Below are 20,191 nucleotides of genomic sequence, written 5' to 3' on the forward strand. Positions count from 1 at the left end.
GCACCCTGGAGCGGTGACCGGTGTCGTCGTTCTCGCCGTCGTCCTCGTCGGGGCGACCGCCATGGGCCTGCTCTGGCGGAGCCGCGACGGCCGGGTGCGTCCCGCGCCGGAAGCCACCGAGTTGCTCGCCGACGCCACCCTCGCCGGGCTGGGCGTGGATCCCGCGGCGGCCGACACGACCCTGGTGCAGTTCTCCTCGGCGTTCTGCGCGCCGTGCCGGGCCACCCGCGCGATTCTCGCCCGCGTGGCCGCCGACACCCCCGGCGTGGCCCACGTCGAGGTCGACGCGGAATCCCATCTGGACGAGGTGCGGGCCCTCGACATCCGGCGTACGCCGACCGTCCTGATCGTCGACCGGAGCGGTCGGGTGGTCACCCGGGCGGTTGGCCAGCCCCGCCTGGCCGACGTCCGCGCGGCGGTCGCCCGGGATCGGGCCGCGGACTGATGCGCGGCGGCGCCGGCTGTTAGGGTGGCCGGCATGAGCATGCTGCTCACCTCTCGCCGCGCGGTGGATCTGTGCCGCGTGGGCAGCTGCCTGTGTCGACTCTCCTGACTCGGCGGCCGTTCGTCGTAGGAGACTGATCGATCCGGCCGCCTGATGCCCGCCCGTACGCGACCGTCAGGAGCCCTCCGTGCACGTCGATTCACGTGGTCTGCGGTTTTCCGCCTGGATCACGACCGTGGTGCTGGCGGTCGTCCTGGTGACCGGCAGCGGCTGGCTGCTACTGGCCCAGACGCTGGTCTTCGCGGTGGGGGCGTTCGCCGGGCTGCGGTATGCGCCGTACGGCGTCCTCTACCGGCGGGCCGTGGCCCCGCACCTCCACTCACCGGCACAACGCGAGCCGGAGCCGCCGCCGAGGTTCGCGCAGGGTGTTGGCTTCGTGTTCGCCGCCGTTGGGACCGCCGGCTTCCTCGTCGGGATCCCGGCGCTCGGCCTGGCCGCCGCCGGCATCGCACTCGCGGCGGCGTTCCTCAACGCCGCCTTCGGCCTGTGCCTCGGATGTCAGACGTATCTGATCATCGTCCGTACCACCAATCACAAGGGAGCTACCGCATGAGCAGATCCGACGTGCTCGTCTCCGCCGACTGGGCGGAGAAGAATCTCGACACCCCCGGCGTCGTCTTCGTCGAGGTCGACGAAGACGTATCCGCCTACGACGGCGGGCACATCCCCGGCGCCGTCAAGCTGGACTGGAAGAAGGACCTGCAGGACGGCGTCCGCCGCGACTTCGTCGACCAGGAGCAGTTCGAGAAGCTGCTGTCGGCGCGCGGCATCGGCAACGACGACACCGTCGTGCTCTACGGCGGCAACAACAACTGGTTCGCGGCCTACGCCTACTGGTACTTCAAGGTCTACGGCCACCAGGACGTCAAGCTGCTCGACGGCGGTCGCAAGAAGTGGGAGCTCGAGTCGCGCACCCTGACCAGCGACCCGACCAAGCGTCCCGCGACGACCTACAAGGCCAAGGCGCAGGACAGCTCGATCCGGGCGTTCCGCGACGAGGTGGTCAAGGCGATCAACGCCAAGAACCTGGTCGACGTACGGTCGCCCGACGAGTTCTCCGGCAAGCTGCTCGCGCCGGCGCATCTTCCGCAGGAGCAGAGCCAGGTCGGCGGCCACATCCCGTCGGCGATCAACGTGCCGTGGAGCAAGGCGGCCAACGACGACGGCACCTTCAAGTCCGACGACGAGCTGCGCAAGCTCTACGGCGACGCGGGTCTCGACGACGGCCGCGAGACGATCGCCTACTGCCGGATCGGTGAGCGCTCGTCGCACACCTGGTTCGTGCTGCGCGAGCTGCTCGGTCACTCGAAGGTGAAGAACTACGACGGATCCTGGACCGAATACGGCTCGCTGGTGGGCGTTCCGGTCCAGAAGGGAGCCTGACCATGTGTGGAGCACCTGACCAGGACGCGACGCTCGCCGGCGTCGCCGACACCGAAACCGTGATCCAGGGGCGGGTCGTGCGTGACGGCGCCCCGGCGGCGTCGGCGTACGTCCGGCTGCTGGACGGCTCGGGAGAGTTCACCGCCGAGGTGCCGACCGGGGCCTCGGGCGGGTTCCGGTTCTTCGCCGCGCCCGGTACCTGGACGCTGCGGGCACTGGCCCCCGGTGCCCAGGCCGAGCAGGCGGTGGCCGCAGACCGCGGTGTCACCGACGTGACACTCGAACTGGCCTGACCCGGCAGCAGTGCCGCCGCGTTACCCTCGACCCGTGCTCGCCACCGTGAGTCTCGTCGTGTTGGTCGCCGGCTGCTTCGTGCTCGCAGGTTCGTCGGCGTACGCCGCCTACCGGCTGTCCCAGCGGTAGGTGTCCACAGTGGACGGAATCCCGATTCCGGCGGACACCGACGACCTGCGGTCCGGTCCGGACCTGCACCCGGCGCTGCTTCCGCTGCTGCCGCTCGTCGGCACCTGGCGGGGGGTCGGCAAGGGCGGTTACCCGACGATCGAGGACTTCGACTACGGGCAGCAGGTGCGGTTCGCCCACGACGGGCGGCCGTTCCTGTCCTACGAGTCGCAGTCGTGGTTGCTCGACGCCGACGGCGGGGTGATCCGGCCGTCGCACCGGGAGGTCGGCTGGTGGCGTCCCGGCGAGGGCGATCAGTTCGAGGTCATGCTCGCGCACGCCACCGGCATCACCGAGATCTACGTCGGGACGGCGAAGACCGCGACCCAGTGGGAGATGGCCACCGACGTCGTCGCGCGCACCGAGACCGCGAAAGAGGTCTCGGGCAACCACCGGTTGTACGGGATCGTCGAGGGAGCGCTGCTCTACGCCATGGACATGGCGGCGATGGGCCAGCCCCTGCAGCCGCATCTGTCGGCGCGGCTCGAGCGCATCAGCGGCTGACGCCGCCGGGCCTGGAACATAAGCCTGGAACATAAAACGACCCCCGGGCGGGGCTGCGTCGTACGGTGACGACACAGGCCGGCTGGACAAACCGGCGGCCCGGGGGTCGGGTGGCTGCCTGGTACTCACCGCGCCGCACATCGGCGACCTCGGCAAAACCGGGTCAGAAAAGACGGCGGCTAGCGGACAGCCACCTCACGAGTCCAGTAGCTATTCAACCTAGGACCACCTCCTCTCTCGTGTACCTGAGACGCTACGTGCGCGGAGGCTCGGCCGCAATGCAGAAATGTCGTGACCCTCGACTACTCCGCCGACCAGACCCCTACTTAACGGCCTTTAGGCCTGCGGCGGACTGCACCCGGGCGGTGAGGCCGCCGTCGCCGCGCTCCGTGCCGTCGATCGCGGTGACCGCCACCGCCCCCCGGACGCTGGACACCAGCCAGACCGCGTCGGCGGCGTGCAGGCCCGCCACCGTGGTCGTCGTGACAGCGGTGGCGAATCCGTGCGCGCCGGCGTGGTCGAAGAGGGTGTGCACCGTCGTCCCGTCGAGGATCCCGACGGTCGTCGGCGGGGTGTGCAGGGTTTCTCCGATGGCCCAGACGACCGTCGCGGTGGGCGCTTCGAGGACCAGGCCGTCGGTGCTGACGAAGATGACGTCGTCGGAGCCGAGCGCCTGGGCGTATCGCTGGGCGGCCATGTTCACGGCGTACGACGTGGTCTTTGCGCCGCCGAGCAGCCAGGGGGAGTCGTCGTGGGCGGTCGAGGAGACGCCGCGGGAGAGGGTGACCACCCGTACGCCGTCCCGTCGGGCCGCCAGCGTCGAACCGGGGACGGGCGCGATCAGGGCGAAGGCCGTCGGCGGGCCGCCCTCGACCCCCCGCGTCAGGACCAGCCGCAGCATGGCCTCGCCCCGTTCACCCCAGCCGGCGACCACCTCGTCGACGAGAGCCCGCCAGGCGGTGAGGTCGGGGTCGGGCAGGCCGAGGGCCGCCGCGGACCGCACCAGCCGGCCCAGATGGGCGTCGAGGGCGTCCAGGCGCCCCTCGTGCAGCCGGATCGTCTCGAAGACGGCGTCTCCGCGCAGGACGCCGAGGTCGTCGGCCCGCAGGAGGGGGGTGGTCGGGTCGATCAGCCCGCCGCCCAGGACACCGAGCACATGGTCACTCACGCCTGCGCAGCGTAGTGGCTGCGCCGGCCCGGTGCCCCGCCGCGGGAATGGCCGGCCGGCGACCGGCGATACTGAAGGTGTGACTTCCTACCGTTCGCCCCTGCTCGACCGGCCCGGCGCCGTGGCCGCCGAGCCGCCCGACGAGGGCGTTGCCTGGCACTACGGCGACCCGTCCCGGGAGCAGCGGGCGCTCGCCGAGGACGCCGGCTGGGTCGACCGCAGCCACCGCGGTGTTCTGGCGGTGTCCGGCGACGACCGGTTGTCCTGGCTGCACAGCCTGACCAGCCAGCACCTCACCGAACTGCCCGACGGCCGGGGCACCGAGTCGCTCGTCCTCACCCCGCACGGCCACGTCGAGCACCACATGCAGGTCGCCGACCTCGACGGCCGGACCTGGATCGACGTCGAGCCGGGCGCCGCCGCGCCACTGCTGACCTACCTCGATTCGATGCGCTTCTTCCTGCGGGTCGACCCGACCGACGCCACCGACGACTGGGCGCTGCTCAGCGTGGTCGGTCCGCGCACGCCCGACCTGCTCGCCGCGCTGCAGGTCAAGGCGACGGCGCCGTACGACGTCGCTCCCCTCCCGGACGGCGGCTGGGCCCGTCGGATGCCTTGGCCGGCACCGGACGCGGCCGACCTGCTGGTGCCGCGCGCGCAGCTTGCCGCGACGGCCGAGCGGCTCACCGCCGCCGGCGCCCGACCGGCGGGGACGTGGGCGTTCGAGGCGATGCGGGTGGAGTCCCGCCGGCCGCGTGAGGGCGCCGAGATCGATCACCGCACGATCCCGCACGAGGTCGGCTGGATCGGGGTCGCCGTCCACCTCGACAAGGGCTGCTACCGCGGTCAGGAGACCGTCGCGCGGGTGCAGAATCTCGGCCGGCCACCGCGCCGGATGGTGCTGCTGCACCTCGACGGGTCGCAGGAGACGCTGCCGGCCCACGGTGCCCCGGTGACCCTCGACGGCCGCCAGGTCGGTTTCGTGGGTACTGCGGTGCGCCACCATGACCTCGGCCCGGTGGCGCTGGCCCTGGTGAAGCGGTCGGTGCCCGACGACGCGATTCTGCAGGCCGGCGACGTACCGGCCGCGATCGACTGAGCCGCCGCGTGGCCGAACAGACCCAGGAGATGCACTCCGCGCCCGCCGCGGCCGTGCCCGCCGGCCGGCCGCTGGTCGAGGTGGTGCGGTCGGGCTTCGTCGAGTCGATCCACCGCGGCTCGGTGATCGCGCTATACCCGGACGGCACACCGGCCGTCGACGTCGGGGCGACCCGGGTGCCGGTCTTCCCGCGGTCCTCCAACAAACCGCTGCAGGCCCTCGCGATGCTGCACGCCGGGCTGAAGGTCGATGACGCCGACCTGGCGCTCGTCGCCGGGTCGCACACCGGCGAGGACGTGCACGTCGAGCGGGTACGCCGGTTGCTGGCCGATGCCGGCCTCACCGAGGATTCACTCGCCTGCCCGGCCGACCTTCCCGCGGACCGGGACGCCCGCACCGCGGCGATCCGGGCCGGTGTGACGCCGAGCCGGATCTTCATGAACTGCTCCGGGAAGCACACCGGCATGCTGCTCGCCTGTATCGCCGCCGGCTGGCCGACCGACGGTTACGTCGACCCCGAACACCCGCTGCAGCAGTTGATCCGGTCGACGATCGAGGACCTCAGCGGCGAGCCTGTCGCGGCCGTGGGTGTCGACGGGTGCGGCGCCCCGGTCATGGCACTGTCCCTGGCCGGGCTCGCCGGCGCCTTCTCCCGGCTGGTCTCGGCCGCGTCGGGTACGCCGCAGCGCCGGGTCGCCGACGCCATGCGGGCCCACCCCCGGCTGGTCGCCGGCACCGGCCGCGAGGACACCGTCGCGATGGACGCCGTACCCGGCCTGCTGATGAAGGGCGGAGCCGAGGGCGTGCATGCCGCGGCGCTGGCGTCTGGAGCCGCCGCCGCGATCAAGATCGACGACGGCGCCGTACGGGCCCGGATGCCGGTACTGACCGGCGCCCTGGTCCGCCTCGGCGTAGACCCGGAGGCCCTCTCCGACCTGGCGCGGTCGCCGGTCCGCGGCGGCGGACGTGCGGTCGGCGAGGTGCGCCTGCTCCCCGGCGCGATCGAGCGCGGCTGAAACTCCCCGAGCGGGCCGTGGAAGGCTACAGTTTGGGTGACTTCTCGGCAGCGGGGTGAGTGCGGTGCGAGATGACGGTTTCGGTGCCCCCGATCTATCCGGTCCTGGGCTGGTTCCGCCCGGCGTATGGATGGCCGACGAGGGCAGTACCGCGAGCCTGCGCTTCCGGCACGTCATTGGCCCGGGCATCGACGTCATCAGCCGGGAGGTCTCGGGACACGTACAGGTCGCATCGACGTCGGGAGCCCCGACCGACGGTGCGCTGTGGGTGGGTCTCGGCGCCCTGGACTGCGCGCACCGGCGTGCGCTGCTGCGCTTGATGTCCGCGGACTTCCTCGACGTGGGCCGTTGTCCCGAGATCATGCTGCGCATCTGCGACGGCCACCCCGATGAGCACGGCCGGTGGAGCGGTTCGGGGCTGCTGACGATGCGCGGGCTCACGGACGGGGTCCGGCTGGTCGCGCCGATCACGCCCTCGGGCCGGGCCGGCGACACCTGCCGGCTGCGCCTCGGTGCCCGGATCGACCGGCGCGACTTCGCCCTCACCGCGAGCCGGTGGCGCGTCGGTCGGCGTATCGAGGTCATCGCCGACCTCGCCCTGCGCCGTATCGGCCTCTGACGCCCGCAGCTCCTGCCCCGTCGCTTCACCCCTACTTCCATGATCGTGATCGGATTCCGTCGGCGTTTCGCGGCGAAGTCCGATCACGATCATGAAAGGGGGAGGGGACAGGGCGTCAGAGCGCGGCGGCGAGGGCGAGTCCGGCGGCCGCGGCGAGCAGGGCGCCGACGGTGCTCGTCAGGACGTTGCCGAACGCCTCGTCGGTGGATCCGTCCTCACCGAGCCGCACCGTCTCGACGGCGAAGGTGGAGAACGTCGTATAGGCCCCGCAGAAGCCGGTGCCGAGCAGCAACTTCGGCGTCGCCGCGAAGCCGTGGTAGAGCGCCAGTCCGGTGACGAGGCCGAGCAGGAACGAGCCGCTGACGTTGACGGTGAGCGTCCCCCACGGGAAGACCCGGTCGAGCCGCTTCTGCGCCCACGAGTCGACGAGGTAGCGCGCCGGTGCGCCGACCGCGGCGGCGAGCGCCACCACGAGGAACGTCATGACGGGACCGGCGGGTCCGGCCTGAGGGCCTGGCCGCCGAGGCCGGACAGCCATCGGCCGACGACGAGGCCGATCCACGCGGCGACCAGCCCGCCGGCCAGGGTGCCCAGCGCATAGGCGGCGGCGATGCCGACGCGTCCGGCCCGGATCAGGAGATCGGTCTCGATGCCGAACGTCGAGAAGGTGGTGTAGGCACCGATGATCCCGGTGCCGATGAAGGGCCGGGCGTAGCGGCTGGGCGGGAACCGCTCCGCGAGCAGGATCACGAGCAGGCCAAGCACGAAACTGCCCGACACGTTGATGAGAAACGTGTCCCAGGGGAAGTGGCCCGGGCGGGTGGGCAGCGCGAGCGACACGCTGTAGCGGGCGACCCCGCCGATGGCGCCGCCGAGCGCGATGGCCAGCAGGATGTCGAGTCGTCGACGGGTCATCGTCGGGCTCTCCTCAACTCTCGCTAGGAGCCATCGGCCCGACGGTGGGCGGTTGGTGGCGAGCTCCATCGCCTCGGACATCCTACGGCGGCCCGGCCGGCCGCCGGGTCGGTGCCCGCCTCGTCGGGCCGATCGGGGACGACGAGACTGGGGAGAGCGGGACACGCGACGAGGAGGGCAGCGAGATGGCGGGTACGACGGTTGCGGTGCTCGGGACCGGGATCATGGGTTCGGGGATGGCGCGCAGCATGGCGCGGGCGGGCCTGTCGGTACGCGCCTGGAACCGCACCCGGTCGAAGGCCGAACCGCTGGCCGCCGACGGCATCACGGTCGCGGGTACGGCGCACGAGGCGGTGGCCGGAGGCGACGTGCTGCTGACGATGCTCTTCGATGCGGACAGCATCGAGGCCGCGCTCGCCGACGTCGACGCCCCGGCCGGGACGTTGTGGCTGCAGACCAGCACGGTCGGTGTGGAGGGCGCCGAGCGGCTCGGCGCAATCGCCGACAAGCGCGGATGGCGCTATGTCGACTCGCCGGTCCTGGGAACGAAACAGCCTGCGGAGCAAGGAAACCTGGTCGTTCTCGCGTCCGGGCCCGACGACGTCCGGGAGGACGCTGCGCCGGTCTTCGACGCGATCGGCCGCCGCATCATGTGGGTCGGTCCGGCCGGCACCGGCAGCCGGCTGAAGCTGGCCGTCAACGCCTGGATCCAGATGCTCACCGTGGGTACGGCGCAGTCGATCGCGCTGGCGCGGGCGCTGGGCGTCGATCCTGCCCTCTTCCTCGAGGCGATCGAGGGCAGCCCGACCGACAGTCCCTACGCGCACCTCAAGGGGAAGCTGATGATGGGGGGAGACTTCGCCCCCAGCTTCACGGTGGAAGGTGCGGCGAAGGATGCCCGGCTCATCGCCGCCGCCGCGGCGTCGGCCGGTGTGAACACCGCGTTCGTTGACGCGCTGGCCGAGGCGTTCGGCCGGGCTGGTGCACAGGGGCACGCCGACGAGGACATGGCGGCCGTGCTTCGGGCCATCGAGGCGGGCTGAGCTCAGAGCTCCGGTTCGCTCCACGGCTCGGGGTCGGCGACCCAGCCGGCGACCAGCGCCAGGCCGGTCGGCCGGTGGGTCGCGACGAACCCGAACGGACGGTCGACGCGGACCTCGACCCGGCGTACCGAGTGCTGCGCCGCCGCGAAGGAGGCCTTCATCGCCATGACGGTCACGGCAGCGGCCTCGAAGCCGCGGGCGCTGAAGGTCGCAACGGCGCTCTGCCGGGCCTGGGCGAGCGCGAGCGGCTCTTCGCTCACGCCCGGGAAATGACGGCCACCCGTGGCCGCCGTCGCCAGGCCGAACAGGTCTGCGTGGGCCAGCAGGTCGTGGTCGCCCTCGACCGTGAATCGGACCGTCCGCAGCTGCACGGTCGGCCGCATCGACGATGCCGACACCATGCGTATCGAGACACCGGGTCCCGGGTTGCCGTCGGGCAGCGCGGAGCCGACGGTGCGTGACGCGTCGCCGCACACCGCCCCGATCCCGGCCGCGAGCACGTCGCCGGCGGCCCGCTCCTCCCCGCCGAGGATCAGGTGTACGTCGACGTCGTTCCCCCCGGCGACCCGGACGACGGTGAGGGGGCCGGCGGCGGTGTCCGCGACGGCGACGTCGTCGAGGTCGGTCGTGGTGCGGGTGAGTCCGGAAAGGTCTCCGGCCGCCCAGGGCCCGCGGTCGATCCGCCAGCGGTTGTCGGCGAAGGCGTGCTCCCACTCGGTCCGGACCAGCAGGGCGCTCGCCAGGACGAGCTGGATCGCGGCGTCGACCATGATGGGCATCCGGTCGATCAGCCCGTCGGTCTGGCGGGCCGCCCAGGTGTCCAGCATCGACCGGTCGGCGGCCGGGTCACCGGTCAGCGTGCCGCGCGTGCCCTGCGGAAGCTGGTCGACCCACGCCGGCTCCAGCGGCAGCTCCGCCCGGGTCCACAGGCCGAGTGCGGCCCGGACGGCGTCGGCGTGTGACAGCAGGTCCATCAGGTTGCGGGCCGCCGCACCCGACTCCGCCGCAGCGACCCCCGTCGCCCGCTCCAACTCCGCGCGGACGACGTCGTCGGCTCCCGGTGTCAGCAGCGCCAGCAGCGGCCAGACGCCGAGGCCGGACAGAGTCGTGGACGCTCCGTCGCAGGCCTGAGCCCACCGCGCGGTGAGCGCGTTCACAGCCTGGACGTCGGTGCTCATCCACTCATCCTCGTACGTCCGGTAGGCAGCGGGCGAGGGGTGACCCTATGGTGTCCTCGACATCAGACCGGACAAACGATCTGGAGGACCGATGCGCGGCGTGGTACTCGACGAGCCCGGCAAGATCAGGATCGCGCAGGTCCCCGACCCGACGCCCGGCCCCGGCCAGATCGTGGTCGCGGTCCGCGCCTGCGGGGTGTGCGGCACCGACCTGCACATCGCCGCCGGCGAGTTCCCGCCCACGCCGTACCCGATCATCCCCGGGCACGAGTTCGCCGGCGAGGTTGCCGCGCTCGGATCCGGCGTGTCCGGCCTGGAGGAGGGCGACCGGGTGGCGGTCGACCCATCGCTGTTCTGCGGCAAATGCCGGCAGTGCCGCCGGCAGCGCGGCAACCTGTGCGAAAACTGGGGTGCGATCGGCGACACGGTCGACGGGGCGTTCGCCGAGTACGTCGCCGTTCCGGCGGCCAACGCCTACCAGATCCCCGATCACCTGTCCTTCGGCGAGGCCGCGCTGGTGGAGCCCATTTCGTGTGCGGTACACGGACTGCGGCGGCTGGCGATGCCGCCGGGCTCGACCCTGCTCATCATCGGCGCCGGCACGATGGGGCTGCTGCTCGCCCAACTGGCCCGGCGGACCGGCGCCGCCTCGGTGACCGTCGTCGACACGGACCCGGGCCGGCTGACGGTGGCGGGCCGGCTCGGCGCCGACGCGACGGCGGGCTCGGTCGCTGATGCGCTCGAGGACGAGCCGGCCGGCTTCGACTACGTCATCGACGCGACGGGCGTCCCGGCGGCCGCCCAGGCGGGGCTCGGCGCGGTGAGCCGCGGCGGCACCTTCATGGTCTTCGGGGTGGCGCCGGCGGACGCGCGGATCGCGGTCTCGCCGTACAGCGTCTACAACGACGAGATCACCATCATCGGCTCGATGGCGGTCCTGTCGACGTTCGAGCCCGCGATGCGGCTGCTGGCTGCGCGCGCGGTCGACGGGGGCGCGATGATCACCGACCGGTTCGGGCTGGAGGACTTCGAACAGGCGCTCGACCGGGTGCGGGCACGCGGCGGGCTGAAGGTGCAGGTGCAGCCGGACAAGTAGGGCCGGTCGTCAGGCGCCGGCACCGGCCAGGTTGAGGCCGATCACACCCGCGACGACGAGCACGATCGAGATCACCTTGACCGTGGAGACGGTCTCGCCGAGAACCGCCATTCCGATGATCGCCGTGCCGGCGGCGCCGATCCCGGTCCATGCGGCGTAGGCAGGGCCGACCTCGAGGCCTTTCAACGCGATGGTGAGCAGCCCGAAGCTGATCAGGGCACAGGCGGCGAACCCGACGGTCGGCCACAGCCGCGACATCCCGTGGCTCTGCTTGAGGAAGACCGCGAATCCGGTTTCGAACAGTCCGGCGAGGCCGAGCAGTGTCCAGTCCATCGCGGTGCCCCTCCGTCGAGCCTCACGGACCATGTCGATCACGGTAGCGGGCGGTCGAGGGGTTCTTCCCCCGAAAAGCGACCGCGGCCCCGCCCGAAATCTCTTCAGGGCGGGGCCGCGATCGTTCGACCGGTCCGTCAGCCGCCTCTCGGCGAGTGGCCGCTCGTAGCGGCAATATGGTGAGGCCCGGGGGCATGAAACGGGCCGGCCAGCGAGCACAACCGGCACCCCCCGGGGATCATTCCCGGGTCGCGGAAGTCACGTCGGATCACCGGGAGTGCACTGTGCGCGACCGCGTGAGCGGAGCCACACGTGCTAGCTGGTTGCTTGCAGGAGCTAGCACCACGGGCTACCGTGGCGGTGAGTGCAGCTACGGACCACACGCGGAGGGGGTGCGACGTGCCCGGATTGTCAGTGGGCGACGTGGGCGACTACATCCGCGAACAACGCCGTACGGCGCAGGTGTCACTGCGTCAGCTCGCCAAGCTCGCCGGGGTGAGTAACCCCTATCTCAGCCAGATCGAGCGGGGGCTGCGCCGCCCGAGTGCGGAGATCCTGCAGCAGATCGCCAAGGGCCTGCGGATCTCTGCCGAGACGCTCTACCTGCAAGCCGGGATCCTCGAGGAGCGCGACGGAGATCTCGAGGTGATCGCCGCGATCCTGCGGGACACCCGGATCTCCGAGCGGCAGCGGCAGGTCCTGGTGGAGATCTACGAATCGTTCTGCCGCGAAAACCTCGCGACCGTCCAGACAACGATGGCGGGATCACCGCCAGATGAGAAGGAGATCGACGATGTCGCTCACCACTGATGCCCGCAAGGCCGGCGAGGCCATGGTCGCCCAGGGCAGGGCAGCCATCGGTGACGCCCGCAAGCCGTTCTACGCCTGGGTCGGTGCCTCCGACCTGGCCTTCAAGCGCATCGCCGCCATCCAGACCGAGGCGCAGGTGCGGGCGAAGCGACTGCAGGAGGCGGCCGGCGACCTGCCGGACAAGGCGCAGCAGATCACCCCGGCCGGCGTGCGGGCCGTCGCCGAGGCCTACGGCGAGCAGGCCAAGGACGCCTACGACTACTTCGCCCGGCGCGGCGCGCAGGTCGTGGCGCAGGTACGCCGCAGCCCCGATGCCCGCCGCACCGAGGCCCGCTTCGAGCAGGTCATGGACGACGTCGACGCGACCGCCGAGACCGCGAAGGACAAGACCCACAAGGCCAGCGCGTCGGCGCGGCGTACGGGTCGGGCGGCCACGGCCCGCAAGAGCGCTCCGCGGCGAAGCGGCTCGACCACCAAGTCGACGACGTCCAAGTCGACGACGACCAAGTCGACGACCAGCAAGCCCAGCGACAGCTGAGCAGACGGCGTCGATCCCCCCGGAGCGAGAGGTTCCGGGGGGATCGTCGGTCGATCAGGGTCAGTAGGTGCCGTTGCCTCCGGTCGAGGACGGACTCGGCGCGGGCGCTGCGGCCCCGCCGCCGACCACTGCGGCCTGCCAGCTGAACGCGGTGCCGTTGAAGTTGTCGTGGGCGCCGTTGCCCTTGGCCTGACCGGCCGAGGTGTCGAGCTTGAACGTGTAGAGCGGCTTTCCGCCGTACGCCAGTTGCATCTTCCCGCTGTCCGGCCGCTTCACGGTCGTGAGGTGCCCGGTCACGCCGTTGGGCAGGGTGATCGTGCTGCTCGAGGTCGTCAGCGGAATCCATACGGCGACGCACGAGCCGGTGCAGTGGATCATCGCGGCCGAGTCCTGCTTGGCGGTGTAGAGCGTGCGCCCGGCCGAGGTCACCAGCACCTTGCCGGCTCCGGGGACCGTCCGTACCGCGACGATCGAGTGGGTCTTGGGCGTGGCCGCACCGGCGTTGGACTGCCCGCTGCTCGACGTGCTCGTCCCGCAGGCCGCGAGGAGGCCGGCACCGGCGACCACGGCGGAGATCGGAATGATCCACCGCAGTGCCCGCCGTCCCCGGCGCGGGCCCGGATCAATGGGCTGCCCGGTCGTTGCTATGTGCTCATCTTCGTGACGCGAATTCATGGTGGATCCCCCGATTGCCGGCCCGTCGGTTCAGGCCGCTTCACTCCATGTCACGGTCTGCGCGGGCGTCGGGTTCACCGCCCGGCCCGGACGGTGCCGCTCGGGAGCGGCGCGGTGCGCGGGGACGCCGTACCCTGATCCGGTGGGCAATCTCTCCGGTTCTCTGATGACCGTGGTCCAGTTGGCGTGCATGGCGCTGCAGCTGTGGGCGCTGATCGACTGCGCCACCCGGAAGACCCCGGCCTTCGTCGCCGCCAACAAGCTGAGCAAGCCGGCCTGGCTGGGGATCACCGCCGTGGCCGCTCTGATCGTGTTCTTCTTCGGCTTCCTGAGCTTCTTCGGCATCGCCGGGCTGATCGGCTCGATCGTCTATCTGGTCGACGTGCGGCCCGCGGTCCGGGAGATCCAGAGCGGCGGCGGCCCCGGCCGCTGGTAGCTCCGTCCTAAGGTGGCCGAATGGCCAGCGATCTGCACGGACGCACCCACCGGCTCGAGCTCGCCGATCAGACCCTGCGGGAGTGGGACGCGACGGTCCAGGCCGCCGATCCCGACGTCGGCATCGTGCTCGACCGCTCGGCGTTCTATCCCGGCGGCGGCGGGCAACCCCCTGACCACGGTGTCCTGATCTGGGGCGGGGTGCAGACCCGCATCGTCGGCATGCGCAAGGGCGACGACCTCTACCTCCTTCCGCAGGAGGGTGACCCGGTCCCGCCGGCGGGCACCACGGTGCGGGGCGCCGTCGAGGATGACCGGCGTACCGCTCTGATGCGCACCCATTCCGCGCTGCACCTGCTCTCCGGCGTCGTCTTCCGCGACTTCGGCGCATTGGTGACCGGCGGGAACATGGAACCGCTGACCGCCCGGATGGACTTCAACCTCCCCGACGTCCCCGCGGAGTTCAAGGACCGGATCGCGGCGGCCTGCGCGGCGGAGGTCGCCGCCGACCGGCGGATCGACGTCGCGACCCTGCCGCGCGAGCAGGCCTTCACGATCCCCGACATCATCCGCACCGCGACCAACCTGCTGCCGCCCGACCTCGCCGAGGTGCGGATCGTCGACATCGTCGGGCTCGACACCCAGGCCGACGGTGGCACCCACGTCGCCTCGACGAAGTTCATCGGCGGCATCGAGGTGGCGAAGGTCGAGAACAAGGGCAAGGGCTTCCGCCGGTTGCGGGTCCGCATCATCGACTGACCGGGTCGCGGCCGCGGGCCCCGTGCAGGGCAAGTCCCGCGACGATCAGCTGCGCGACGAAGAGCCACTGGTTGAGGAACGTCTGCTTGTTCACCAGGTCGAAGAAGGCGAAGACGACGGCGCCGGCGATGAGCAGACCGCCCGCGGTGCGGGGCGCCCGGGCGAACACGATCACGTAGCCGACCAGCAGTGCCACCAGCAGCACCGGAACGTGTACGGCGGACGGGATCCAGTGCCACACCGACAGCGAGGTCCCGCGCGGGGCGATGTGGAGGAAGAAGTCGACGGTGCAGGTCTGGAACCGGCCGTAGTTCAGGAGCAGCCACGGGGCGGTGATCGCCGCGGCCCCGCCGACCGCGGCGATCGTGCGGCGCGGGCCGACCCCCGGCCACATCCAGAACAACGGCAGCAGCAGCACCAGGTGCTGCTTGGTCGCCAGGCCGACGGCGAGGGGGAGCACCGCCCACCATCCCCGGCCAGCGTCGATCAGGACGGCGGCGATGACGAGCGCCCCGAGCAGCAGGGTCTCGTTCCAGGCCTGCTGGACGTCGTACAGCGCGCCGGGCAGCACCCCGAGCAGCAGCGCGAGCGCGATCCAACGCGGGTCGCGGCGGGCGGTGCCGCGCACCCGTACGGCGAGGACGATCACCGCGGCGAGCATCGACGCCGCCTCGACCCACCGCACGTCGCCGATCAGCCGGCCCGGGATGGGCAGCAGGAAGGTCGCCGGTAGGTAGTTGAAGCAGCCGGAGGTCTGCCCGGGCGGCACGCCGGAGAAGTGCAGCACGTAGGGGTTCATCCCGTGCACCACGGCGAGGGACGACTGCTGCAGGATCACCCAGACGTCGATGATCGGCGAACCGCCGGCGACGACCAACGCGTAGGAGACCCCGATCAGCGCGACCGCGGCGACCACGACGGCCGCCCGCGCCCGGAGCAGAGTGGCCGCGGCGACCACGGTGGCCGCGATACCGAACCCCACCGCGACCCGCAGGACGGTGTTGCCGTGCACGTTGTCCAGCGGCGGTTTGACGGCCTGGACGACGATGCAGACGAGGTAGGCGACCGCGATCGCCCATCGGTGCGGGCGCAGTGCCGTGCCGCCGCGCACCAGCCCCACCGACACGATGAGAACCAGCGCGATCAGCACGGCGGCGCCGGCCTGCGTGTAGGTGGCCTGGGTGGTGACCGATCCCGCGATCGCGGCGCCGGCGATCAGCACCAGGTCGGCGCCGCAGAGGTTGGGCACACCGAACCTGGGCACCGGCACCTCGGAGGGTCTTCGCGGGGGACGTCGGGCGGTCACGCTAGCGGACCACGCCGGACCCGGCCCGCCGGCGCTTGGCACAGTGGAGGCCATGGAGATCACCCTGGTGCGCGGAGACATCACCGAGCAGGACGTGGACGCCGTCGTCAACGCGGCGAACAGGTCGCTGCAGGGCGGCGGCGGCGTGGACGGCGCGATCCACCGCCGCGGCGGGCCGGAGATCCTGGCCGAGTGCCGGAGCCTGCGGGCCGACCGCTACCGCGACGGTCTGCCGACCGGCCAGGCGGTGGCGACGACCGCCGGACGGCTCCCCGCGCGCTGGGTGATCCACACGGTCGGACCGGTGTGGGCGAAGGGGGAGGACCGTACGCCGCTGCTGCGCTCCTGCTACGTCGAGTCGCTGCGGGTGGCCGACGAGATCGGCGCGGTCTCGGTGGCCTTTCCGGCGGTCTCCACCGGGATCTACGGCTGGCCGCTGGAACATGGTGCCGAGGTCGCGGTGGCGGCGGTCCGGGAGGCGTCGACCAAGGTCACGCATGCCAGGTTCGTGCTCTTCGACGGGACGGCGTACGACGCCTTCGCCCGGGCGCTCGAGGACGGATAGCGCGGCTCAGCCCATCCCGGCGGTCAGGTCGAGATCGTCCGGCGGCTGGGCCGGCGTGTGCCACGAGATGTAGGGCTTGCCGAACTCGATGTGGTAGTCGTTGCAGCGCTGCACCATCTTGTCGTAGGCGGCCTCGAACGCCGCTCCGTCGCACGCGGCGATCGCGGCCCGCACCGGCTCGCAGTCCTGCTCGATGAAGGTCGTCATCTGCGGCTCGTACTTCGGCCGGCTCTGGGTGCAGAGGCGGAGTTGCTTGACGACCGACTTGTAGAAGTAGGTGGCCAGCGGCCAGTTTCCGGCGTTGCCGGCGTAATAGAGGCGGTGGACCCGCGGCCCGACCTCGGCCATCAGGCGGTCCATGCCGGGCTGCATGCGCGCCATCTCGTCGATGGTCATGTCGCGCTTGCCGTTGTTGACCAGGTGCACGTGGTCCTGTGGGTTCATGGCGCCAATCTTCCTCGACGGCTTCCTCGCGGGCCCGGGCGGTTACGGTAGCTGAGTGCTCGAGCGTGCCGACATACCGCTTTCGCCGCTGACCACGCTCCGGCTCGGCGGCCCGGCCGCGACCCTTGCCGAGCCCACCACGGTGGACGAGCTGGTGTCGGCGGTCCGCGACGCCGACGCCGCCGGGACCGGTGTGCTGCTGATCGGCGGCGGCAGCAACCTGGTCCTCGCCGACGCGGGCTGGCCCGGCACCGCGGTCCTGCTGCGGCACCGCGGCGTCGACGTCACCGTCGACGGCGACCGGATCGAGCTGGACGTCGCAGCCGGTGAGCCGTGGGATGCGCTGGTCGCCCGCACGGTGGATGAGGGCTGGGCCGGCTGGGAGTGCCTGTCCGGCATACCCGGGTTGGTCGGCGCGACCCCGGTGCAGAACGTCGGCGCCTACGGCCAGGAGATCGCCGAGACCATCAGCTCCGTGCGGGTGTGGGACCGGACGGACGCCACGATTCGGGAGCTCGCCCCCGTTGAGTGCCGGTTCGGCTACCGGGACAGCCGGTTCAAGCACTCCGAGCGCTACGTCGTGCTGTCGGTGCGGTTTTCGCTGCGGCGTCAGCCGCACTCCGCACCGGTGCGATACGCCGAGCTGGCCCGCCGACTCGGCGTAGACGAGGGCTGTCCCGCGCCCCTCGCGTCGGTGCGCGCGGCCGTCCTCGAGCTGCGCCGCGGCAAGGGCATGGTGCTCGATCCCGGTGATCACGACACCTGGAGCGCCGGGTCGTTCTTCACCAACCCGGTCGTCACCGCCGCGGCGGCCGACGCGGTGCAGGCCGGGCTCGCACCGGGGACGTCGTACCCGCACTGGCCGGGTCCGGACGGCACCGTCAAGCTATCGGCGGCTTGGCTCATCGAACGGTCCGGCTTCGGCAAGGGCCGGCAGGTCGGCCGGGTCGCCGTATCGGGCAAGCACACCCTGGCTCTCACCAACCGCGGCGGCGGTACCACCGCGGAACTGGTCACGCTGGCCCGGGAGATCCGCGACGGCGTCCGCGACCGCTTCGGCGTCACCCTGCGCCCGGAACCCCGCCTCGTCGGCGTCACCCTCGACTGACCCCGCCGCCTACCGCTCCTCGCGCGCTCCCATCCAATCCGCTTGAACGTCACGTTCACGCGGATAGAGCGCTTGAACGTTACGTTCAAGCGGAATCGGCCGCCCCCGTTCGGCATGCGGGCGGGCTTGGGTCAGGGCTCGCGGTGGACCTTGTGCTGGGCGGCCTGCGCGAGCGGCTTGACCACGAGCAGGTCGATGTCGACGTGCGGGGGACGGGTGACGACCCAGCCGACGCAGTCGGCGATGTCCTCGGCGGTCAGCGGCTCTCGTACGCCGGCGTAGACCGAGGCCGCCTTCTCGGCGTCCCCGCCGAAGCGGACCAGCCCGAACTCGTCGGTGCGCACCATGCCCGGCGCGATCTCGCTGACCCGCACCGGCTTGCCGGACAGCTCGAGCCGCAGCGTCTCGGCGAGGGCCGTCGCCCCGTGCTTGGCCGCGGTGTAGCCGGCGCCACCTTCATAGACGATCCGACCGGCCGTGGAGCTCATCACGACGACGTGGCCGGCCCCGCTGCGGACCAGCGCGGGCAGCATGGCCTTGGTCACCCGCAGCGTGCCCAGCACGTTGACGTCGTACATCCAGGCCCAGTCGTCGGGATTGGCGTTCTCGATGGGGTCGAGGCCCTTGGCGCCACCGGCGTTGTTGATCAGCACGCGGCACTCCGGCACGGCGTCGGCAAACTCGTCCACCGAGGCCTGGTCGGTGACGTCGAGGGTCAGCGCCGTACCGCCGATCTCCTTCGCCAGCGTGTCGAGCCGGTCGCGCCGGCGGGCCGCGAGGACGACGTGGAATCCGTCGGCGGCGAGGCGGCGGGCGCTCGCCGCGCCGATGCCGCTGCTCGCGCCCGTGACGACGGCGACCGGAGGAGTGGTTGAGGGAGAGCTCATAGCCTTATCCTGCCAAGTCGCCGCTGCGCCCCGACATGGCATGGGGCAGGATCTGAGCGGGTACGACGTTGACAAAGACAATGACCCACGTTGACCCGGAGGTGCGAGTGCAGTCGACCGGATGCTTGCAGCCGCCCCGGGAGCTCTCCCGGGCCGGTCTGCCGCGCCGCGTCGCGGTGCTGTCCGTGCACACCTCACCGCTGGAGCAGCCCGGTGGCGGCGACGCCGGCGGGCTCAACGTCTACGTCGTCGAGACCAGCCGCCGGCTCGCCGCCCGCGGCGTCGAGGTCGAGATCTTCACCCGCGCGGCCAGCAGCGACCTGCCGCCCACCGTCGAGCTCGAGCCCGGCGTCCTGGTGCGCCACATCTCGGCCGGCCCGTTCGGTGGAGTGCCGAGCCACCAGCTGCCCTCGCAGCTGTGCGCGTTCGCGGCCGGGCTGCTGCGGGCCGAGGCCGGCCACGATGCCGGGTGGTACGACCTCGCCCACTCCCACTACTGGCTCTCCGGCCATGTCGGCCGGCTGGCCACCGACCGGTGGGGCGTGCCGCTGGTGCACTCCTTCCACACCCTGGGCAAGGTCAAGAATGCCCGCCGCTCGGCGGACGAATCGCCGGAACCCGCCGTACGCATCCTCGGCGAGGACCAGATCGTGGCCGAGGCCGACCGGCTCGTCGCGGCGACCGCGGTCGAGCGGCGCGAGCTGATCGAGCTCTACGACGCCGACCCCGCGACGGTGTCGGTCGTCCCGCCCGGGGTCGACCTCGACCGGTTCCGTCCCGGTGACCGCGCCGCCGCGCGGTCCGGGCTGGGGCTGCCGGCCGACGCGGTCGTCCTCGCCTACGTCGGGCGCGTGCAGCAGCACAAGGGGCCCGATGTCCTGATCCGGGCGGCCGCCGAGCTGCGCCGCCGCGATCCGTCGCTGGGCGACCGGCTCGTGGTGGCCGTCGTCGGCGGCGTCAGCGGTCGCGGTTACGGCGAGCGCGAGTTGCCGGCCCTCGCCGGCGAGCTGGGTCTGGGCGGAGCGGTCCGGTTCCTTCCGCCGGTGGCCCGCGACGCCCTGCCGGACGTCTACCGCGCCGCCGACGTCCTCGTGATGCCCAGCCGGAGCGAGTCCTTCGGGCTGGCAGCACTCGAAGCGCAGGCATGCGGCACCCCGGTGGTCGCGACCCCGGTCGGCGGCCTGCCGGTCGCCGTCGCGCACGAGCGGTCGGGCCTGCTGACGTCCGGCGGTACGCCGCAGCAGGTCGCCGTCGCGGTGCACCGGATCGTCACCGAGCCGGATCTCGCGGCGCGACTCGCCCGCGGCGGGCCGGCCCATGCCGCCGACTACACCTGGGACCGC

The 20,191-nt window shown here is 71.9% G+C and carries 26 protein-coding genes and 1 riboswitch; of the genes, 17 read left to right on the plus strand and 9 right to left on the minus strand.

Going from position 1 to position 20,191, the window contains the following annotated elements:
• Positions 1 to 13 precede the first annotated feature (13 nt).
• The 5 genes from VGH85_12345 to VGH85_12365 all read left to right on the plus strand — a co-directional run bounded on the left by VGH85_12345 (position 14) and on the right by VGH85_12365 (position 2,854).
• On the plus strand, positions 14 to 445 hold the full coding sequence (locus VGH85_12345) for a thioredoxin family protein (GenBank protein HEY2174588.1): 432 nt from the start codon (positions 14 to 16) through the stop codon (positions 443 to 445).
• Between the two features lie 187 nt (positions 446 to 632).
• Positions 633 to 1,058: a DUF4395 domain-containing protein gene (locus tag VGH85_12350; GenBank protein ID HEY2174589.1), complete on the plus strand. Its 426-nt coding sequence runs from the start codon at positions 633 to 635 to the stop codon at positions 1,056 to 1,058.
• A complete protein-coding gene (locus VGH85_12355; protein ID HEY2174590.1) occupies positions 1,055 to 1,888 on the plus strand; it encodes a sulfurtransferase in 834 nt (277 codons plus the stop codon). The genes VGH85_12350 and VGH85_12355 overlap by 4 nt, the downstream gene beginning before the upstream one ends.
• A 2-nt stretch (positions 1,889 to 1,890) precedes the next feature.
• Positions 1,891 to 2,181: a DUF1416 domain-containing protein gene (locus tag VGH85_12360; GenBank protein ID HEY2174591.1), complete on the plus strand. Its 291-nt coding sequence runs from the start codon at positions 1,891 to 1,893 to the stop codon at positions 2,179 to 2,181.
• A gap of 139 nt (positions 2,182 to 2,320) precedes the next feature.
• A complete protein-coding gene (locus VGH85_12365; GenBank protein HEY2174592.1) occupies positions 2,321 to 2,854 on the plus strand; it encodes an FABP family protein in 534 nt (177 codons plus the stop codon).
• Positions 2,855 to 3,176: 322 nt separating this feature from the next.
• Here VGH85_12365 and VGH85_12370 read toward each other — a convergent pair whose 3' ends face one another.
• Entirely contained in the window at positions 3,177 to 4,022 is an 846-nt protein-coding gene (locus VGH85_12370) for an aminodeoxychorismate lyase (protein HEY2174593.1), read from the minus strand.
• A gap of 79 nt (positions 4,023 to 4,101) precedes the next feature.
• On the opposite strand from VGH85_12370, the gene VGH85_12375 reads away from it, so the two are divergent.
• The 3 genes from VGH85_12375 (at position 4,102) to VGH85_12385 (ending at position 6,756) form a co-directional block, all read left to right on the plus strand.
• Positions 4,102 to 5,121 carry a folate-binding protein gene (locus VGH85_12375; protein ID HEY2174594.1) on the plus strand — a complete coding sequence of 340 codons (1,020 nt, stop codon included), beginning with the start codon at positions 4,102 to 4,104 and terminating at the stop codon, positions 5,119 to 5,121.
• A 29-nt stretch (positions 5,122 to 5,150) separates the two neighbouring features.
• A complete protein-coding gene (locus VGH85_12380) occupies positions 5,151 to 6,137 on the plus strand; it encodes an asparaginase (protein ID HEY2174595.1) in 987 nt (328 codons plus the stop codon).
• Positions 6,138 to 6,201: 64 nt separating this feature from the next.
• Positions 6,202 to 6,756 carry a YceI family protein gene (locus VGH85_12385; protein ID HEY2174596.1) on the plus strand — a complete coding sequence of 185 codons (555 nt, stop codon included), beginning with the start codon at positions 6,202 to 6,204 and terminating at the stop codon, positions 6,754 to 6,756.
• Positions 6,757 to 6,871: 115 nt separating this feature from the next.
• Here the strand turns inward: VGH85_12385 and crcB (VGH85_12390) are convergent, their stop codons facing one another.
• Together crcB (VGH85_12390) and crcB (VGH85_12395) are read right to left on the minus strand one after the other, a co-directional pair.
• Complete coding sequence (crcB, locus tag VGH85_12390) at positions 6,872 to 7,240, minus strand: fluoride efflux transporter CrcB (GenBank protein HEY2174597.1); 369 nt, start codon at positions 7,238 to 7,240, stop codon at positions 6,872 to 6,874.
• Positions 7,237 to 7,671: a fluoride efflux transporter CrcB gene (crcB, locus tag VGH85_12395; protein ID HEY2174598.1), complete on the minus strand. Its 435-nt coding sequence runs from the start codon at positions 7,669 to 7,671 to the stop codon at positions 7,237 to 7,239. Before crcB (VGH85_12395) ends, crcB (VGH85_12390) begins: the two co-directional genes overlap by 4 nt.
• 17 nt (positions 7,672 to 7,688) lie before the next feature.
• A riboswitch (Fluoride riboswitch) is annotated at positions 7,689 to 7,753 on the minus strand.
• Between crcB (VGH85_12395) and VGH85_12400 the strand changes: the two genes are divergently transcribed.
• Positions 7,716 to 8,714 (plus strand): NAD(P)-dependent oxidoreductase, encoded by a 999-nt coding sequence (locus VGH85_12400; protein HEY2174599.1) that lies wholly within the window; start codon positions 7,716 to 7,718, stop codon positions 8,712 to 8,714. (Overlaps the previous riboswitch by 38 nt.)
• A 2-nt stretch (positions 8,715 to 8,716) precedes the next feature.
• Here VGH85_12400 and VGH85_12405 read toward each other — a convergent pair whose 3' ends face one another.
• Positions 8,717 to 9,892 carry a serpin family protein gene (locus VGH85_12405; protein HEY2174600.1) on the minus strand — a complete coding sequence of 392 codons (1,176 nt, stop codon included), beginning with the start codon at positions 9,890 to 9,892 and terminating at the stop codon, positions 8,717 to 8,719.
• 91 nt (positions 9,893 to 9,983) lie between these two features.
• Between VGH85_12405 and VGH85_12410 the strand changes: the two genes are divergently transcribed.
• The gene (locus VGH85_12410) at positions 9,984 to 10,988 is read left to right on the plus strand and encodes a zinc-dependent alcohol dehydrogenase family protein (protein ID HEY2174601.1); all 1,005 of its coding nucleotides are present in this window, start codon (positions 9,984 to 9,986) and stop codon (positions 10,986 to 10,988) included.
• A gap of 9 nt (positions 10,989 to 10,997) precedes the next feature.
• Here VGH85_12410 and VGH85_12415 read toward each other — a convergent pair whose 3' ends face one another.
• A complete protein-coding gene (locus VGH85_12415; protein HEY2174602.1) occupies positions 10,998 to 11,354 on the minus strand; it encodes a multidrug efflux SMR transporter in 357 nt (118 codons plus the stop codon).
• A 327-nt stretch (positions 11,355 to 11,681) separates the two neighbouring features.
• Here VGH85_12415 and VGH85_12420 point away from each other — a divergent pair, with 327 nt between their 5' ends.
• Entirely contained in the window at positions 11,682 to 12,131 is a 450-nt protein-coding gene (locus VGH85_12420; protein ID HEY2174603.1) for a helix-turn-helix transcriptional regulator, read from the plus strand.
• A complete protein-coding gene (locus VGH85_12425) occupies positions 12,115 to 12,669 on the plus strand; it encodes a hypothetical protein (GenBank protein HEY2174604.1) in 555 nt (184 codons plus the stop codon). Before VGH85_12420 ends, VGH85_12425 begins: the two co-directional genes overlap by 17 nt.
• Before the next feature lie 60 nt (positions 12,670 to 12,729).
• Here VGH85_12425 and VGH85_12430 read toward each other — a convergent pair whose 3' ends face one another.
• Positions 12,730 to 13,344 (minus strand): hypothetical protein, encoded by a 615-nt coding sequence (locus tag VGH85_12430; protein HEY2174605.1) that lies wholly within the window; start codon positions 13,342 to 13,344, stop codon positions 12,730 to 12,732.
• Positions 13,345 to 13,486: 142 nt separating this feature from the next.
• On the opposite strand from VGH85_12430, the gene VGH85_12435 reads away from it, so the two are divergent.
• Both VGH85_12435 and VGH85_12440 read left to right on the plus strand, forming a co-directional pair.
• Entirely contained in the window at positions 13,487 to 13,780 is a 294-nt protein-coding gene (locus VGH85_12435; protein ID HEY2174606.1) for a DUF2516 family protein, read from the plus strand.
• Positions 13,781 to 13,800: 20 nt separating this feature from the next.
• Complete coding sequence (locus tag VGH85_12440) at positions 13,801 to 14,538, plus strand: alanyl-tRNA editing protein (protein HEY2174607.1); 738 nt, start codon at positions 13,801 to 13,803, stop codon at positions 14,536 to 14,538.
• Here VGH85_12440 and VGH85_12445 read toward each other — a convergent pair.
• Positions 14,528 to 15,802 (minus strand): hypothetical protein, encoded by a 1,275-nt coding sequence (locus VGH85_12445; GenBank protein HEY2174608.1) that lies wholly within the window; start codon positions 15,800 to 15,802, stop codon positions 14,528 to 14,530. The two genes, VGH85_12440 and VGH85_12445, sit on opposite strands and share 11 nt — an antisense overlap.
• Before the next feature lie 94 nt (positions 15,803 to 15,896).
• On the opposite strand from VGH85_12445, the gene VGH85_12450 reads away from it, so the two are divergent.
• Entirely contained in the window at positions 15,897 to 16,409 is a 513-nt protein-coding gene (locus tag VGH85_12450; GenBank protein ID HEY2174609.1) for an O-acetyl-ADP-ribose deacetylase, read from the plus strand.
• Between the two features lie 6 nt (positions 16,410 to 16,415).
• Here the strand turns inward: VGH85_12450 and VGH85_12455 are convergent, their stop codons facing one another.
• Entirely contained in the window at positions 16,416 to 16,853 is a 438-nt protein-coding gene (locus VGH85_12455) for a hypothetical protein (GenBank protein ID HEY2174610.1), read from the minus strand.
• A 55-nt stretch (positions 16,854 to 16,908) separates the two neighbouring features.
• On the opposite strand from VGH85_12455, the gene VGH85_12460 reads away from it, so the two are divergent.
• The gene (locus VGH85_12460; GenBank protein HEY2174611.1) at positions 16,909 to 17,961 is read left to right on the plus strand and encodes a UDP-N-acetylmuramate dehydrogenase; all 1,053 of its coding nucleotides are present in this window, start codon (positions 16,909 to 16,911) and stop codon (positions 17,959 to 17,961) included.
• 131 nt (positions 17,962 to 18,092) lie between these two features.
• Here VGH85_12460 and VGH85_12465 read toward each other — a convergent pair whose 3' ends face one another.
• Entirely contained in the window at positions 18,093 to 18,848 is a 756-nt protein-coding gene (locus tag VGH85_12465; GenBank protein HEY2174612.1) for an SDR family NAD(P)-dependent oxidoreductase, read from the minus strand.
• Between the two features lie 107 nt (positions 18,849 to 18,955).
• On the opposite strand from VGH85_12465, the gene mshA reads away from it, so the two are divergent.
• Positions 18,956 to 20,191: D-inositol-3-phosphate glycosyltransferase (mshA, locus tag VGH85_12470; protein HEY2174613.1), on the plus strand; the 1,236-nt coding region annotated here is incomplete at its 3' end.

The sequence above is a fragment of the Mycobacteriales bacterium genome (assembly GCA_036497565.1).
GTDB lineage: Bacteria > Actinomycetota > Actinomycetes > Mycobacteriales > QHCD01 > DASXJE01.